We start from the raw sequence: 17,467 nt of genomic DNA, 5'->3' as shown, positions 1-17,467 counted from the left end.
TAAAAACCTATTATACAAGCTTATACATCAATAAAAAAAACGAATATATTGCCATTGAACAGTTTTAAAAATCTAAAGTGATTTCAAAAGGAGATTAGATAATATGAGCGAACAATGTCCAATTAATGTACCATGTCAGGTAGAAGGACAAACTCAAACACCATTAAGTGATGCAGCTGCAACACCAATTCTTACTCCAGGAACACCGATTGTAAAAATACCAGTTGTATTAGCAGAAAGAACAATTCAAATTGTTGTAGAATCTGATATTTCATTAGATCCTCCAGCAGTTGAAATTAAACGTATCTTAAAAAACGTATTTTTAACACAATGTAAGTTAGTTCCTGTAGCATTTACTCCAGTACCAGGTACAAATTACCGCCGAGTTACAAGAGCAAAATTATTTGTACAAGGATATATTCGTAAAAATATTGAATATGCAAATGATGAGTGTAATGGAGTGCTATATGATCGTATTGCAAATGTTCCATTTTCTGGTTTTGCAGATTTAACAGCAGCAGATTTTCTATCACAAGCTATAGTAGCTTCTTCTTCAGATACTACATCTCACTTTATTAATCCTAAAAATGGTGATTTACCACGTTTAGACAAATACTTCTTCGAAAATACAGTGTTTTATAATGAACAACCATATTGTGAATTAGTAAGCGCTCAATTTTTTGAATTAGACTTTTCACCTTGTCCAACAGACCTAAACGAACCATTTGATACTCTTCGTGAAAAAATTGTACTAGATCTTACTTTAAAAGTTTTACAAGTACAACAAGTACAAGTATAAAACAAAGAAGCACTCATTTTGAGTGCTTCTTTGTTTTATACATTTGTAAGTAAGAAAACTTCTTATTTTTCAAAACCAACCTATTTAAAAAGAACACCAATGCCCGTTTTGGTGTTCTTAAAAGGAAAACTATAAAATGAAATAAGTGAGCGAAACCTATTCCAATACTACAATATATGCTTGTCTAACATTTATAGTGCTAAAAATTAAATATCATCACTAATAATAAACAAAAAGCTCGCTTCTTATCTTTTTTCAAATAAAAAGCAAAATTCTCTTTACCATTAGATTTTAATTTTTTTACCAAACAGACGATTCCAAAACGACTTCTTCTGTTCTGAAGCTGCTATGTCCTTATGATAAAAATTATAGAATTATTACTGCCACATTTAAAATGATGCCTAGATTCTTCGAAAAAAGGAGATCTTTATGCAAAGTACTTAATCCACTCCCTAAGTTTTTAGATGCCTCAAATCCCAATAAGTTTAAGCTATATTTTGTCCTCCCTCTGTTCTAAGCAATTCTTCATTTTCTATATAGTGTTTTCGTTGCAACAGATAATTTGTGTGATGTTAATTTAAAATGAATATCATATATATTTAAAATTTCAAACTTGCCCAAGAGCCTAATTTTGTTTTAACTCCAAATATTTTTAGCCGGTTTCCTACTCAATTCTTATGTTGATGTTCAACATTTATCCAAAGAGTTTTATTTTGAACATATACTTTGAACTACCCCCACTTTTACTTCGTTTAGAAGTGAAAGTGGAGGATTCCTAAGTAAAGAGTTCTATCGAACTCTAATTTATTAGGCTATCTCCGCAGTTCTTGCGGTTAGAAGTCTTATTGCTTCATTCTTTAGATTAATACTTGCGTTAATATCCCTATCATGATGTGTACGACAAGAAGGGCAGTCCCATTTACGTAGGTTTAGATTTTTAACGTCTTTGTTTTGATATCCACAACAGGAACATAATTGGCTTGAAGCAAATGTTTTCGATACGACAATGACTTGTTTGCCGTACCATTTTGCTTTATATTCTAACATGATTCGAAACTGTGACCATGATACCTCACTAATGGCTTTTGCTAACTTATGATTCTTTAACATATTCGATATTTGCAAATCTTCTATACCGATAACATCGTGGTTTTTGATGATTTCAGTTGAGACTTTGTCCAAGTAATCTTTTCTAGCGTTTGTTATGTATTCATGAATTCTAGCAACCTTTACTCGTTGTTTATTCCAGCGAGAAGACCCTTTCGTTCTTCTAGAAAGAACACGCTGTGCTTTCGCCAACTTCTCTTCTAATGATCGAAAAAACTTCGGATTTTTATAGATTGTTCCATCTGACAAAATGGCGAAATCTTTTAGTCCTACATCCATTCCAATGTAAGAATGTGTTTTCGGAAGTTCTTGCACTTCTGTTTCCACTAACAATGACACAAAGTATCTGCCAGAAGGATTCCGTCTAACTGTAGCATTTAAAATACGCCCATTTACTTCACGACTTTTGGCAAATCGAATAAGACCCAGTTTCGGCAATTTCATTTTATTTCCTACAACGGCAATGTTTTCATTTGTTTGCTTTGTGGTGTAAGATTGTACAGTGTTTTTCTTAGATTTAAAACGCGGGGGACTGTTTTGTTTTTTTGAAAAAACGTGTATAAGCATCCGCAAGGTTGCGAACAGACGACTGAATCGCAATACTATCTACTTCTTTTAACCAAACAAACTCTTTCTTCATGGCAGGAAGTTTGGCAGAGCATGTACTATATGTCAAACCTTTACCTGTTTCTTTGTATGCATTATCCCATAGAGCTAGGAAATGATTGAATACAAAACGAGAACAACCAATCGTTTTATTGATTAGAGTTGCTTGTGCTTGATTTGGATAGATACGAAATTTATATGCTTTATTGATCATCATTCATTTCACCTCCATTTTGACATGTGTTTATCATACAACAAACATACATTCGATAGATAGTGAAGTGATCATGACAAATTGTCCAGTAACACTTTACATATGTCGAACCATTTAGATGACTTCATGCCATCCTTTGTTCGAAGCCAATTCATCCCCCACCCACTCACTGGGCTGTGGCCCTTCACGTTCCTTGAGGAAGGAGTTTTCTTGGTTAAAATGATAAGATTCACTCTAGCTACATAACTTAAATTGATAGTTCCTGAGACACTAGTACTTGTTCTATTAAGAATAACACTTCTCTGTCCTGCTACTTTCATTTCTATCTGGCATTCATGAACTATCCAGTTTACAGGTATACCTTGTATATTTGTACTTCCAGAATCAATATAGTTACCTTTTCCACCAGTAACAGCACAATCTTGTGTGCCAGTAGTAGAGCCGTCTCCCGTTCCTGTATTAGAATCCGATAATACTTGCAAACCGCTTAATTCTTCAGGTAAATAACTTAAATCCCCATAATTAACACCTGTTCTGTCACTTATAATATTTTTTAACTCTACTCGATTAGTCTGAGTATCATATGTGCCAACAATAGCTGTAATAGTCCCTAAAAAAGAATTAAAAAAACTCCTTTTGTACTATCAATAATATTGCGTTATGTTAACCCTCTAAGAATAAATATTCATAGAATTTTTTTGTGAATTTAATATAGGTTAGTAAACAAGCATGTTTCCTATTAAAACATAGAATAATATAACCCTTGTTCGATAGGAGGTATAAAAATGAATTGGAATAATGATTGCTGTAAGCATAAACATCATAACCATTGTTGTGAGCATAAGCATCGTAATGATTGCTGTAAGCATCAGCATCATAATCATCGTTGTGAGCATAAACATCATAATCATTGTTGTGAGCATAAGCATCATAATCATCGTTGTGAGCATAAACATCATAACCATTGTTGTGAGCATAAGCATCATAATCATCGTTGTGAACATAAACAACATAATCATTTTTGTAAATGTGTTATTTGTTGTCATCGCAACCATTGGTAAAAAAGTTCATGATTTTTAGTTTTTAAAAAAGTGCAATAGATATTGCACTTTTTTAAAATAAATATACAGGTGATTTATACCTTTTCTTATTTCCTTCAAGTTGAATATCACGTAATGCTTTTGTAAAGATTTGTTGTGTAGTCCTACAAATATCATCCTTTGGTGAATTACATAATATGTTTGAATTAACAAACCAGGTACGAGATGAACAAGTCCTTTAAAAAATAAAGAAAAGAAACTCTAAAGAATGCTTTTCTCCAATTTAATCGGCAGATTACCACACCTAAGGCTTTGAAACACCCCTTGCTTTTGGGAAAGAGTGCTGGCTTGGGGACTAGTCCCCAAGAACTTCGCTTTATAAAAAATTTAGTGTAAAAGAAGATCTCGAACGGATGCACTGGCGGTTCGGATCGTATAATTGCTTGTCCAAGTCGATAACCATTACCTTACTTTTGGTCTGTCGGCTTGGCGATAAAAGTAAACAGAACTTTTAGCCATATATATAAGAATGAAAAAAGCAAAGTGCAGGGGTTTATATGATATAGGGTGTTCTCTTTTGTTGGCATCCCAAAAATGGAAAACTAATAAAAAAAAGGATGTTAATATAAAATGATATCTAAAACAAATAAATTGGTAACATATGCTTTTCATCATCGTCAGCTACAAAACTTTTAAGTGATTTTTTATAGATTTTTTGAGTTGCTTTATCTACTCCATCTTTTGAAGAACAGCACATAATATTTGGATTTACAAACCATGTATGAGTTGTACCAATACGACGATCTTCGGTATTTGTTCTAGTTTCTGCAACTGCTAATCATCCTTTTTTTTATTAAACCGTTCATTAACTTTGAAACTTTTCCCCTAGTTCTATTTAACTTTTTAGCAAGGTAACTAGGCGTTGCACTATCAGAGTCAAATTCATCTTCTTTACTTACTCTTTCAACCAAAATAATTATTTTAAATCCTACATAAGGTATTGAATCCATTTAAAAATGCATTTTCAGCAGATAATAAGTTATGTTAGAAAGAACAGTAATTGCATAGTTAGTCTCTGACATGAGCTAATTTCATATTGGGGTAGCACCACACATCCATCAACTTAAGCATTTTATCGTTTTGGGGTATTTGCTTTTTTTAGCTTGATAGCGATGTGGCGGGACCCCTAACATAACTTATGTAAACTAGATTTTTGGGAAATACACTGTCATATCAACGTTTGTGGTACTTTCGGAAACTTCCGTTTACAATACCTTTTATACATCGTTGATTTTACGCTATTTCCACCTTAAAACCCTCGTTAATTCCTGCATAAACTTCACTTTGTTAACTATCAGTATATTTGTTCAGTTTTCATGTGGAAATCTATCCTCTTCGTTGTATATAGAAGTGTAAGGCAAATAACGAGAGGGCGAAAAATTATGAAACTAAAACTCACAACACCAAACGGATTTAAATCAGAATTTAACATTTCACCGTATTTTATTATTTCTATTGGGATATTAGTTATCCAACTCCACCAAGCAGGGCTCATTTGAGCCTTGTTTATTTTCGTTCGTTGTGTTCTATTCGTAAATGGCCAACCTTTTTTAGTTGTCTCAGTTGCTGGACTCGAAATTGCTAGATTAGAGATTTCTCTTCAAGTAGCATTGACTTTAATAGCGTTAGGGATTCCAATTTGTTCTTAATTAATCGATTTCGATTCCAAAAGAGGGCTTCGGCTCTCTTTTTTTATTTATCCTTATCTTTCCTTAGCAAATAAGACCAGAAAATTCTTGAACAAAAAAAAGAGCGCTTTTCTTCAAAGCACTCTTCCAAAGGGATTTACCAATCCCGACGGTCATCAAAATCGCGGTCACGATCATGGTTACGTCTGCGACGACATTCATCACAATCGCAGTCACGGTCACGGTTACGTCTACAACGACGGTCATCAAAATCTCTATGTCTGCGTCTACCGAACATTAAATCATCCCAAAATCTATCACAATCTCTGAAGTTCTCGAAACGACAATCATCTCTCATGAATATAAGTCCCCCCCTCATTTTAATAGGATTCATCATATTCTATGTTTAAAAGTAGAAAACAGCTTGTTTACTAGTCTATCTTCTCTACTTATTTTCATTAACAACAAATAAGACACTAAACCGATCACGGCAGCGCCTAAAACGCTTAATCCTATATACATGTTATAACCTCATCAGATGTCCATTTTGTTCAAATTTAAAAGAGCACCCTTGCCGTGGATGCTCTTAATGTGATAAGGGGTTTCCTATGAGTATTGAATGAGACACGAAGAACTTGTCCCATAATTCAATATATGCTCGTCCATCTCAAAAGGTGCAAATAAAAAGACACCTAAGTAAGGTGCCTTTTCGGAATACAAGGAGCAACTCAATGTACATATCAACATTTACCTGAACAGTACTATTCTATGCTTGAAATTACCCAATATGCATGAATGTAAAATAAAAAAGAGCTCTATCCCTATTTATAGAGCTCTTTAAGCGAGTAATGGCATATTTATGTTGACCTGATATTGTATGCCGAGAACCTCCTTATGTGCAAACGAAAGAGAGCACTCCCCCAACTTAAGTGCTCTCTCGTAAAACTTATGGGGTAACTAGTTGGTAAACCGTTCTGTATTATTATATGGATCTTAACCCCAATTATACCTAAGACAAAGTTTAAATATGTTTAATATGTAATTTCTATATAACAAAGAAAAAGCGCCCGTTTTGGATGCTCTTTTCTAATCTTCTTCTATCATATTTCTGCAATGGTCACAAAGATTGTCATCTAAAGCGTACAACATCTCTGACCAGGGGATTGGAATAAGACATATCTCGCATTCCTCTACATAATTATCTTTTAACAATCCGTATTTTATAAAAGTATCAATTTGGTCTTTACTTAAATTATTCCCTGCAACTATTGCTTTTGCAATACCAATAACTGCTTTGCCCTCTAATCGTTCGTACTTCAGTAAACTTTCTACAAAGTCCTCAAATTCTGGGTCTTTACTTCGAATTACAAATTCTAGTTTTTCTGTAGTAGATTTCATTCTCATCACCCTTTCCCTTCAATGATACATTAAAAGGAATTTCATTTCTATTTCTACCCCAAAAACAAAAAGCCATCGCCGAAGTGACAGCTCTAAAAGGTGATAGGAGAAACATTCACGAAAGGGGAATTTCGAAATGAATCAATTTAAGGCTGATTACTCTCAACCTTCTCCAAATCACCGCATCATATAATTTTCTAGCTATTCTTAACTACGCGCTTTACGTTCGGTGACTGGGAGAAGAATAAGAATCTTCTCGTTTATCCTCCGTGGAGCCGGCTACTTAATGTCATTTTCACCAATTTCGTTTATACAACGTGTATAAAGGTTTAATCTATAAGACGCATAATTTCTTCCGGCGCCTTATTTGAACCAACAGACAAGGAGGACAGAGGGGAATCTGTCTATATTGGCTCAAACAAAGAGCGGAAGCTCCTTGCCCTCGTTTTGGTCATTAATAAAGATCATGAGTAATTACTAATGAGCAATCGAAGTAATGTAATGATAAAGATCTAATTTATTCTTATTTCTTTTTAGAAACGCGATGTTCATTCAATCATGAACAACCACCCCATTCCCATTTTCGAGAGACGACATTAACAAAGAATAGAAAGGCATTATGTTCACCATCAGCCCAGAGGACGCATTCTGAGCTGAATACTAAACATAATATAGAAACAGTATGACGAATGCGAGTAATTTGCACCCGCCACACTGGAATATGGGGAAGCGATAACGTTTCTGTGATTGATGGGCTAGGGCTAATAAATAGCGTGATTGCTACTATACCAGTTGGGGTTGTTCCATCTGGTATAGGAATCAATCCTTAAATAAAATATAAAACAATAAGATTGATAATTGAGGTTACTTCCGCATTTGAAAACTATGTAAATATTATGAGAAAATACTCTATCCCTTAGGAGAGTCTTTTTTGTTGTTATAAAAATCGTTTAATCAGGTATGACTCGCAACATTAGCTATACAGCTAGATAGCGTGCTTACAATAATCGATTGCATTCTGATTCCATATTTACCTTTGATAGTATAATATTTTCGTTGAGGGGATATTTCAAAATATTAGCTTGATGGTCATGGATTATACCAAAAATTAGGCCAATATCTCATTTAAAAAATTACATTTAGCATTTTTTAAGGAAAACATTAATAAAAATAAACTAAATGAGATGATTTTATGGGAGAGAAAAAGCTACATTTAGGTTGTGGACGGACCATTCTCGAAAACTGGATAAACCTCAATATAGTCAAACAAGATGGAGTAGATGTTGTCGCTAATTTAGATGATTGTAAAAATAAGCGTTTACCCTTTGAAAATGATAGTATTGATGAATTTTTAGCTGAACATTTATTAGAACATATACAATATCCTTTATTTTTAATGGCAGAGTTACATCGTATTGCTAAACCAAATGCAAAAGCAGTTTTTAAAGTGCCTTATGGATCAAGTGATAGTGCATTTGAAGACCCGACGCATGTGAGACAATATTTTTTACATTCCTTTGATTATTTTAGCCAACCTTGTTATTGGCGTGCAGATTATGGATATAGAGGCGATTGGTTAACCGAAAAAATTATAATCATTGTGGATACAAACAAATATCAAGGGAAAACTGGGACAGAGATATTAGATGATGTGAATACGTACCGGAGTATTGTTTTTGAAATGATAGTTGAACTACGAGCTATAAAACCAGTTCGAGAACCACAACGTGAACTACATACAGCCCCACCTATTGAGATTCGTTTAGGTACTACGGTATAGGTAAAAACCTAAATTCAAATAGAACAAAGATATTTATAACAGAGGTGTTCAGATGATTACAATTAGTTTATGTATGATTGTAAAAAATGAAGAAAAAACACTTAATAGATGTTTAGAATCAGTTAAAGGTATCCCCGATGAAATTATTATTGTAGATACAGGCTCAACAGATCAAACGAAACAAATAGCTAGTAAGTGGACTCAACAAATTTTAGATTTCAAATGGGTGAATGATTTCTCGGCAGCTCGAAATTATTCCTTTCATCAAGCTTCAATGGACTACATTTTATGGTTAGATGCGGATGATATACTTTTACCAGAAGAACGTCAAAAGCTACTTGCTTTAAAACAATCACTCACTCAAAATATTGATGCAGTTTCCATGATTTATCATGCAGAAATTGATAAATTTAATAATGTTTTAACCAGCATTCGCCGCAATAGATTAGTTAAAACAAGTAAAAATTTTCAATGGTACGGCGTTGTTCATGAAGAACTGAGTATTTATGATCAATATAATGTGCTCGAAAGCGACATCATAGTCACCCATAAAAAAAATTATACCAATAATGAATCAGATCGAAATCTCAAACTATATGAACAATTTTTGAAAAAGAATAAAGGTAAAATGACAGTTCACGATATATTTCATTATGCCAGAGAATTACATAAACATAAAAAATATAAACAAGCCATTGAATTTTATAACAAGTTCTTAGACTACAAAGAAATCCAATTAGAACACAGGCTTTTTGTTATGCATAAATTAGCTAGTTGTTATTATCTAATCGGAAATTTTAAAAAAGAAAAAGAAATCACATTTCAGTCTTTAGAATACGATGTTCCTCAACCGGAATTCAGCTGTCGCCTAGGCGAATTCTTTCTTAAGAATAACCAGTTTTCTCAAGCTGCCTATTGGTATAAACAAGCTATAGAAGCACCTTTAGCTAATTCCGTTCATTTCATTGAACAACAACCCTTTAAAAGTTGGTTACCGCATAAACAATTAGCGTTTTGTTACTTTCAGCTAAAAGACTATAAACAGACTTATCATCATAATAAAATGGTTCTTAGTTTCTTACCAACTGATGAGGAGACCCTTAATAATATTAAAGTAATCGAGGAGTTAATGATGATTGATTAGCAATCATAGGATGTTTGATCATCTTTGAACTACTCACCACTTAACGCCCTAACGGACTGTTTGAAGTGGGAGATTCCTAAGTACTCATTTTTATGGAAACTTTTACAAAATCTTTCTCTATAAAATTGAAAGCAAAGGGAGATTTGTATATTTGGCATTCCTTTTGGTTTTTAAAATTGGCTTCACGTGCCAAAACATTAGCAAGGATTTTTTCTTCGAGGATGCTAAATTGATACTCCTCTTTAATGTCTTTTGATTCTATAAGGCCTTGAAAGGGAACGTCACCTTGGATTCTATAGTTTGGAATTACCTTGTTATAAGCTAATGCTGTATAAGTAACAGTCTTACGGATAAATCCCGAAATAGTGACTACTTCTGAACACACCTTTTCAATCGTAGTAAATATCTGTCTATCAACTTTAATGGTTCCTTTTTTTGCAGGAGGAACTAACTGGATTTTATGCTCTATAAATTGTCTAAAGCACAATGTTTTTGATTTGGGGGATTTTGGCTGTTTTTTCGGTTTTAGAGTTTCAGGAAAGCATGAAGATATTCTTGTTACTTCAGGAAGGCCTGATAAATTAATATGTGGAAAATAAGGCGTGCTTGTTATAATGAAATTTTTCTTGTAATGTAAATTCATATACGTTTCCTCACCTTTCCAATGGAATATAGTGTAAAATATGTCCTCCTCATCATATATGCTTCTTTTTGACAAGGAATTTTTCAAAATGGGCTCATGTCATATATCGATAGGATTTTTTAGTAATAGGGGTGGCACCCCATCGCCATCAAGCTAAAATTTTAAAGTACCCCCATAATGAAAATTTTTTTCATTATTAACTACTGATAACGAGAAATATGTGAAATATGCCCTTTTTATAATAACTATAAGGTAGGATTTTTATTTTTAGGTATATTATATGGACTGGAGTTGAAAGTCAGTTTTTTGTTTCTCAACCAATTACACAGAATTTTCTTTTACTTCGTTTGTCATTTTCAATGAATCTTGATAAAATATGAATTACATATCGAAACACCCTTGTTGGATACCTGCGCCTCTCTGTGCAGGTATTTTTAATACTGCAGCCATGCAATTTCTACAACAAGTGTTAGCCTAACTTCTTAACAAAAAGTTTTCTTCAACTAAGCTACTCTCTCTCCATACACTTATATTTTCAAGCGTATTCGTATCCTAGATTCAACTGTATTTCAACTTCCTGATGTATTTTCGCCTGTTTATCCAGGTGTAGGTGGATGCAGCTATACAGCGGGGGAAGTTCGGCTTGAGTATGATCCTATTAAGTGGACAATCCCTACATATTCATACAGATTCAGGTAAACAACATGATCCAACTCTATATTAAATCTAGTATCTTTTCTTCCTTCTATTCTTTTTAATGTATTCATAAATTTTATCCATGACAAACACTTCATGTTCTATCCAAATAGCTTCGGCTTCTTCTAATGTAACTACTCTCACTAGTTTTTCAATTGCTGTATCTTTAACTAAAAATGTAGCTACAGCACCTGTAGATTTTGAATAGTTACTGATAACTAAATTTATAATGTTATTAATCTCTAATACTCTATTATTATGAGGCTTATTCTCGATTTGACTACTTTGGTTTATTATTTCTTTATCAGATATTTCTTTTAATCGGGAATTTAGAGTGAATTCTACATAACCTATTGGAGAATCAATATCTGAACGAAATCGTATATCCTCAATTATTTCTAATACAATTTCTTTATGAGATTCCCATTTTTTTAAAACTTTAGGAAACACTTTTTCTTTACAGCGTTCTTCAAATCTTTTAATTTTTTGTTCAAATGTGTTGGGCTGTTGAAATTTATCTAAGTTCTTTTCAAAATGAACTAAATTGTTATCATTCTTTTTTTGGCCACGGATAATAAATTTAATTTTTTGTACTTTCCTGCCTAATTTAATTTCTTCAAATTCAAAAGAAATATCTGTTTTTTGGTCTAATTCTTTTTGAGAAGGTTTTAACACACGTTGCTTAAAATTTGCATAGTTGGGGTATATATCCATTGCGTCTAAGTAATACCTTAAATTTTCGAGACTAATTGTACGTTCCTTTAAATCTTCATATTGTTTAAGTAGTTCATAAATACGTATAGCGTATGTGCTTTTTAATTTCACAACATTAGCTAATCTATAGCTTGTAAACTTGCTGCTTAATTCTAATAGAAATGGCTTTAATAACGGATCGAAACGCATATCAATTGTTCCTTTATTTCTGTTGTAAATTGCTGAAGAAAGCCAAGATACCTGTATCAGCTCTTCACCCGTCCGAATTTCAATTACTTTTGATAATAATTCCTTTGTAATTTTACTTAACTCCGAATATTTAGTAGATCCATTAAGACCAAGTAGATCATGAAAATGTTTGATGGGGAATGTGTAAGTTTTAAAATCCCGATCATTGGGTTCAATATTACTAGCCAAACAAAGTAATATTTTTTGTTCTACTAAATTTAAACGTGAATTTGCTTCAATTAAAGTATTTGATTTTGAAACAATATTATTTTCTTTAATCTGCAAATCTTGATTTTCAGACATATCTACATACGTCCCTTCTTTCTTACCTCTACTGTTCCATTAACTATAACAAATATATTCCCTTTGTTATAGTTAATTTTTTATCGATTCAGAAAATTATATTTTCACGATTAAAGTTGAGAAGTCCTTTGTTTTATATAAAATTATTCCGAAAATCATTTAAGTAGTAAAAATTATTTTGAAAATATTTAGAGTTGTAAAGTATATAAACAAATTTGTTATCTTTAGAATCATTTTTGTTATAGTTAAAGCTAAAATTATTATCTTTAGAACTATTTTTGCTAGAGTTAAGCAACCAAATTTGTTACCTTTAGAACTATTTTTGCTAGAGTTAAGCAACCAAATTTGTTACCTTTAGAACTATTTTTGCTAGAGTTAAGCAACCAAATTTGTTACCTTTAGAACTATTTTTGCTAGAGTTAAGCAACCAAATTTGTTACCTTTAGAACTATTTTTGCTAGAGTTAAGCAACCAAATTTGTTACCTTTAGAACTATTTTTGCTAGAGTTAAGCAACCAAATTTGTTACCTTTAAAACCAAATTTATTATGATTAAAACCAAGTTTGTTACCTTTAGAACTATTTTTGCTAGAGTTAAGCAACCAAATTTGTTACCTTTAAAACCAAATTTATTATGATTAAAACCAAGTTTGTTACCTTTAAAACCATCTTTGTTAGAGTAAAGCAACCAAACTTGTTATCTTTAAAACCATTTTTGTTATAGTTAAAACCAAGTTTGTTATCTTTAGAACCACTTTTGTTATAATTAAGAGTCATAATCCCTTATATATCAAGACATTTCATGCTCTTAAAACATATAAACATGTAAAACATATAAAACAATTAATATATAAAACAAACAAAACATACAGTGTTGAATGCATATACTTATTATCATTTTTCAAATAAAATTCCCACGTCATAAAACCAAATTTGTTATATTTAGTTTAAATGGACATGTAAACGTCAATTAATTGCAAAACTCTTTGGGGATACTTAAGTATAAATTAAGGTATATACCTGGTTAAGAAGTCATACAATAAAAAAAGCCCTAAAAAAGGGCCTTATGAGTTTTGTAAGAAAGGAATGTCTTCGAATATAATATATGTTTGTTTCAATAGAAAGTGAAAAAATACATAAAAGCTTCATTTTGTAGAGAAGAGAGGTAGCTTAATCGGGATGGGGTGTATCGTTGACGGTGTTCGTTGTGTGAAGATGCTGTTTTATGAAGATAAAGACTCAGTATCATGAATTTCTTCGGGAAAGAACTCAACAGCTAAAGAATAATAGCGAGAATAACCTGAATTGAAACTCATATGAAAAAAGTCGCGGGCTCTAATTCTAACGGATTAACAAATGGGGCTCTCGAATGACTGAGCGCTCGAAATCCACTTTTGTTGTAAAAAGATATATATAATAAATGATATTTTCTGCTGATTATGGGTGTGAATGTATATTAGGTTGATGGTAGTGTCGGCAAGATCCCGTTTCTTAATGAAACAATGATCCTGCTCCGTAATGTTATTTAGTTATTTTACTTGTCTGATTGAGATGCCTATGGGTATCTTTTTTTTTGCAATCGGTTAGGTTGAATTCTGTTCTACTACGATAACACGAGGCTTTGAAACATGAAACGACCGCAAGGCTTTTTGAAAAAGCACTTTGCAGCCATATGATTTCTTGTCTTGTTTAAATAAAAGCCGATTGTATTCTCTTCTGACTCAAAGGTACGATATAAATATATTTAATTACCCTTAACTTTTACATATGTTTCATCAAATCTTCAGGAATCGTTTGTTGACCTCAAGTGTATATTGGCTGAATCCTTTTCTACAAATTAATTCTTACCTGTTTTGTTTTGTCCATATATGAGATTAAGAAGCTGCATATATTCATCTTCTTGCCCAATATCAAATCGTTTCCCATCAATCATTTTTCCATATACTTTTTTAGTCATAATTAAAGAATGAATCGCATCTGTTAATTGGTATTCCCCCCCAACACCAGGTTGAATATTTTTTAATAAAGGAAAGATATCAGGTGTGAAAACATATCTACCAATAACTGCAAGATTAGATGGAGGATTTACTTTTGGCTTTTCTATAATATTTGTAATATTCATGTAATTATCCTTTACAATATTCCCTTCAATAATACCATACTTCTCTATGCACTCATCTGGTACCGTATGAATGCCTATTACACTATTTTTCGTCTCTTTATAAATACTAATTAACTGATTTAAAGCAGTTTCTTTATCCGAAATTACAATATCATCTGGCAAGAGTACAGCAAAAGGTTCATTACCAATAAATGTTTCACCTAATTTTATCGCCTCACCAAGTCCTCTCGCATATGGCTGCCTTATATAATGGATTTGAACATTAGGAATAGCAAGCCCTTTTAACAGATGGGCTTTTTTTTCTTTTTCTAAAAAAGCCTCCAATTCTAATGAATAATCAAAGTAATCAACTATTAAATCCTTTCTGCTAGAAAGTACAATTAATATTTGCTCAATACCTGACTTTACAGCCTCTTCCACAATATAATGAATCGCAGGTTTATTACCTATTGGAAACATTTCTTTTGGAATTACCTTTGTAATTGGAAGGCTCCTTGTGCCGTAACCAGCGGCTGGAATGATTGCTTTTTTAATCACTAATCTCTCGCTCCCTCGAGTGTTTACAATATTAATATTCAGTAACCCCCTTACCCGCGCATGACGATTCCAAAAGAGGCTTTTACCTTCTGATTGCTTTCATTGCTTATATGAATAGGCCCTTTCATTTGTCACCAATCCATCTTGTCCATCAATATACTGTAACAACTAGTACAATAGTACTAAGTTTAGAGAGGTGATTATGATATGGATATATGTATTATAGGCTCTGGTTATGTGGGAATCACATCAGCAGCAGTATTAGCAGATTTAGGTCATGATGTTATATGTGTAGATAAGGATCAAGAAAAAATTCAATCTCTCCAAAAGGGGGAATGCCCCATTTATGAACCAGATTTAAAGGAGCTTATTCACAAAAATAGAAACCGATTACAATTCAGTTGTGATATCGATAATGCTATTCGACAATCACCCGTTATTTTTATCGCTGTAGGAACCCCTTCTACATCAAGTGGAAAGACGGATTTAAAATATATCTACTCCGTCATTGATCTATTAGTTCCAGCTATAACATCGTATAAAACTATTATTACGAAAAGTACAGTTCCACCAGGTACAAATCAACAATTATATGAAACACTTATTAAACGTGGGGTTTCATCGGCCTTATTCAATATTGTTTCCAATCCTGAATTTCTTCGCGAAGGCTCTGCTGTTCACGATATGCTCCTTCCAGATAGAACTATTATAGGTATCCAAAAAGGTGACACAAAGTCGTTAAAAATTATGCAAGATATATATAAAGGGATTAGCGCTCCTTTCCTTTGTACAGGTTTAAATGAAGCAGAGATGATTAAATATACATCTAATGTATTTTTGGCTACCAAAATATCTTTTATAAATGAAATTTCTCGAATTTGTGATGCATATAACATTGATATTGTTGAAGTGGCAAAAGGAATTGGCTATGACTTTCGAATTAACCCTCATTTTCTTCAGGCGGGAATGGGGTATGGAGGATCATGCTTCCCAAAAGATTTACATTCACTCATCTATACAGCAAATGATAGGCACGTAGCAGTTCCTATTTTACAAGCTGTACAATCCATTAACTCCACACAGATAGATCTCTATGTTGAAAAAATTAAAAAAGCTATCAAAGAACCCTCTTCAAAAAAAATAACGGTTTTAGGAATTGCCTTTAAGCCAAATACTGATGATATTCGTAGCTCCCTTGCCGTAATACTTCTTGAAAAATTAATCCCTCATGGCTATGATCTACATGCTTATGACCCCAAAGCTTTTCTTCCTTCACATTTAAAAAGACAAGTTACACAGCATGATAACCTAGAATCTTCAATTAAAAATTCTGATTGCATTATTATCGCCACGGAATGGAATGAATTTAAAACACTTAATTGGAAACAAGTCAAACAAGTTATGAAGGGATGCACAATCGTGGATGGACGCAATTGCATTGAAAAAGATGAAATAGAAAAATACGGATTACAATATATTGGAGTGGGTCGGTCATGAAAATACTTGTAACAGGGGCCGCTGGTTTCATTGGCTCACATTTGTGTCAAGCGTTACTTAAAAATAGTGCATATCATGTAGTTGGAATTGATCATTTCATCGGTCCTACTCCAGCCACTTTAAAGACAGATAATATACAATCTCTCGAATTGAATTCACGTTTTCAATTCATACGAGAAGACATTCTAAATACAGATTTATCAAAACTATTACAAGATATAGATGTTGTTTACCATCTAGCTGCTATTCCTGGTGTGAGAACGAGCTGGGGAAAAGATTTTCAGCCTTATGTTACAAATAATATAATGGTTACACAGCAGTTACTTGAAGCCTGTAAACACATAAAATTAGATAAATTTATTCATATATCAACATCTTCTGTTTATGGTGAAAAATCTGGCGCAGTTTCTGAAGATTTATTACCTACCCCTCTATCTCCATACGGTGTTACCAAATTAAGTGGTGAGCACTTATGTCATGTTTATCACAAAAATTTTCACATACCAATTGTTATTTTAAGATATTTCACAGTTTATGGGCCAAGGCAGCGTCCTGATATGGCATTTCATAGATTAATTAAACAACTGCTAGAAGATAAACCTCTCACAATATTTGGTGATGGAACACAAACACGTGATTTTACCTATATTGATGACTGTATACGAGGAACGATGGCCGCTTTAGAGACAAAAAAAAATATAATAGGTGAAGTTATCAATATCGGTGGAAAAGAACAAGCATCCATTTTAGACATCATTTCTATGTTAGAAAAAATATTAGGTAAATCAGCAACCAAAAACTTTCTAAAATCAGTTCCTGGGGAACCGAAGCAAACATGGGCAGATATATCTAAGGCTAGTACATTACTGCAATATTCTCCAATAGTTTCTCTATCCGACGGACTGGAAGCAGAATATCATTATATAAAACAACTATACAAAGGGGATTAGTT

The 17,467-nt window shown here is 32.8% G+C and carries 13 protein-coding genes and 4 pseudogenes; 7 read left to right on the top strand and 10 right to left on the bottom strand.

Features of this window, described 5'->3' with window-relative positions:
- The first annotated feature begins 103 nt into the window (after positions 1 to 103).
- Entirely contained in the window at positions 104 to 799 is a 696-nt protein-coding gene (locus MKX77_RS28390) for a CsxC family protein (RefSeq protein WP_098498436.1), read from the top strand.
- Positions 800 to 1,606: 807 nt separating this feature from the next.
- Here MKX77_RS28390 and tnpB read toward each other — a convergent pair.
- The 4 genes and pseudogenes from tnpB to MKX77_RS28370 all read right to left on the bottom strand — a co-directional run.
- Positions 1,607 to 2,729: pseudogene (gene tnpB / locus MKX77_RS28385) on the bottom strand (IS200/IS605 family element RNA-guided endonuclease TnpB).
- Positions 2,730 to 2,797: 68 nt separating this feature from the next.
- The gene (locus MKX77_RS28380; protein WP_341308472.1) at positions 2,798 to 3,208 is read right to left on the bottom strand and encodes a hypothetical protein; all 411 of its coding nucleotides are present in this window, start codon (positions 3,206 to 3,208) and stop codon (positions 2,798 to 2,800) included.
- Positions 3,209 to 3,442: 234 nt separating this feature from the next.
- Positions 3,443 to 3,781: a hypothetical protein gene (locus MKX77_RS28375; RefSeq protein ID WP_098541491.1), complete on the bottom strand. Its 339-nt coding sequence runs from the start codon at positions 3,779 to 3,781 to the stop codon at positions 3,443 to 3,445.
- A 58-nt stretch (positions 3,782 to 3,839) separates the two neighbouring features.
- Positions 3,840 to 4,004, bottom strand: a pseudogene (locus tag MKX77_RS28370) (MarR family transcriptional regulator); the annotation flags it as partial.
- Positions 4,005 to 5,334: 1,330 nt separating this feature from the next.
- Here MKX77_RS28370 and MKX77_RS28365 point away from each other — a divergent pair.
- Complete coding sequence (locus tag MKX77_RS28365; protein ID WP_341308565.1) at positions 5,335 to 5,475, top strand: DUF3956 family protein; 141 nt, start codon at positions 5,335 to 5,337, stop codon at positions 5,473 to 5,475.
- A gap of 136 nt (positions 5,476 to 5,611) precedes the next feature.
- Here the strand turns inward: MKX77_RS28365 and MKX77_RS28360 are convergent, their stop codons facing one another.
- Together MKX77_RS28360 and MKX77_RS28355 are read right to left on the bottom strand one after the other, a co-directional pair.
- Positions 5,612 to 5,812 carry a hypothetical protein gene (locus MKX77_RS28360; protein WP_341308471.1) on the bottom strand — a complete coding sequence of 67 codons (201 nt, stop codon included), beginning with the start codon at positions 5,810 to 5,812 and terminating at the stop codon, positions 5,612 to 5,614.
- 728 nt (positions 5,813 to 6,540) lie between these two features.
- On the bottom strand, positions 6,541 to 6,852 hold the full coding sequence (locus MKX77_RS28355; protein WP_341308470.1) for a hypothetical protein: 312 nt from the start codon (positions 6,850 to 6,852) through the stop codon (positions 6,541 to 6,543).
- Between the two features lie 1,192 nt (positions 6,853 to 8,044).
- Between MKX77_RS28355 and MKX77_RS28350 the strand changes: the two genes are divergently transcribed.
- Entirely contained in the window at positions 8,045 to 8,632 is a 588-nt protein-coding gene (locus MKX77_RS28350; protein WP_341308469.1) for a class I SAM-dependent methyltransferase, read from the top strand.
- Positions 8,633 to 8,684: 52 nt separating this feature from the next.
- Positions 8,685 to 9,776, top strand: coding sequence for a tetratricopeptide repeat-containing glycosyltransferase family 2 protein (locus MKX77_RS28345; RefSeq protein ID WP_341308468.1), 1,092 nt, complete (start codon positions 8,685 to 8,687; stop codon positions 9,774 to 9,776).
- 76 nt (positions 9,777 to 9,852) lie between these two features.
- Here the strand turns inward: MKX77_RS28345 and MKX77_RS28340 are convergent, their stop codons facing one another.
- Positions 9,853 to 10,419, bottom strand: coding sequence for a hypothetical protein (locus MKX77_RS28340; RefSeq protein WP_341308467.1), 567 nt, complete (start codon positions 10,417 to 10,419; stop codon positions 9,853 to 9,855).
- Positions 10,420 to 10,852: 433 nt separating this feature from the next.
- Here MKX77_RS28340 and MKX77_RS28335 point away from each other — a divergent pair.
- Positions 10,853 to 11,134 (top strand): annotated as a pseudogene (locus tag MKX77_RS28335) (IS4 family transposase); the annotation flags it as partial.
- A gap of 11 nt (positions 11,135 to 11,145) precedes the next feature.
- Here MKX77_RS28335 and MKX77_RS28330 read toward each other — a convergent pair.
- From MKX77_RS28330 to MKX77_RS28320, 3 genes and pseudogenes are all read right to left on the bottom strand, one after another.
- Positions 11,146 to 12,360: a replication initiation protein gene (locus MKX77_RS28330; protein WP_341308466.1), complete on the bottom strand. Its 1,215-nt coding sequence runs from the start codon at positions 12,358 to 12,360 to the stop codon at positions 11,146 to 11,148.
- 1,531 nt (positions 12,361 to 13,891) lie between these two features.
- Positions 13,892 to 14,169 (bottom strand): annotated as a pseudogene (locus MKX77_RS28325) (DDE-type integrase/transposase/recombinase); the annotation flags it as partial.
- Between the two features lie 27 nt (positions 14,170 to 14,196).
- Positions 14,197 to 15,018: a UTP--glucose-1-phosphate uridylyltransferase gene (locus MKX77_RS28320; RefSeq protein ID WP_341308465.1), complete on the bottom strand. Its 822-nt coding sequence runs from the start codon at positions 15,016 to 15,018 to the stop codon at positions 14,197 to 14,199.
- Between the two features lie 207 nt (positions 15,019 to 15,225).
- Here MKX77_RS28320 and MKX77_RS28315 point away from each other — a divergent pair, with 207 nt between their 5' ends.
- Positions 15,226 to 16,515, top strand: coding sequence for a UDP-glucose dehydrogenase family protein (locus tag MKX77_RS28315; RefSeq protein ID WP_341308464.1), 1,290 nt, complete (start codon positions 15,226 to 15,228; stop codon positions 16,513 to 16,515).
- Positions 16,512 to 17,465 (top strand): NAD-dependent epimerase/dehydratase family protein, encoded by a 954-nt coding sequence (locus MKX77_RS28310; RefSeq protein ID WP_341308463.1) that lies wholly within the window; start codon positions 16,512 to 16,514, stop codon positions 17,463 to 17,465. The genes MKX77_RS28315 and MKX77_RS28310 overlap by 4 nt, the downstream gene beginning before the upstream one ends.
- The last annotated feature ends 2 nt before the right edge of the window (positions 17,466 to 17,467 follow it).

Source organism: Bacillus sp. FSL R9-9410 (assembly GCF_038050385.1).
In the GTDB taxonomy this organism is placed as follows: Bacteria; Bacillota; Bacilli; order Bacillales; family Bacillaceae_G; genus Bacillus_A; species Bacillus_A cereus_U.
The sequence above is the reverse complement of the archived record's forward strand: the minus strand, read 5'-3'. Positions and strand labels throughout refer to the sequence as shown.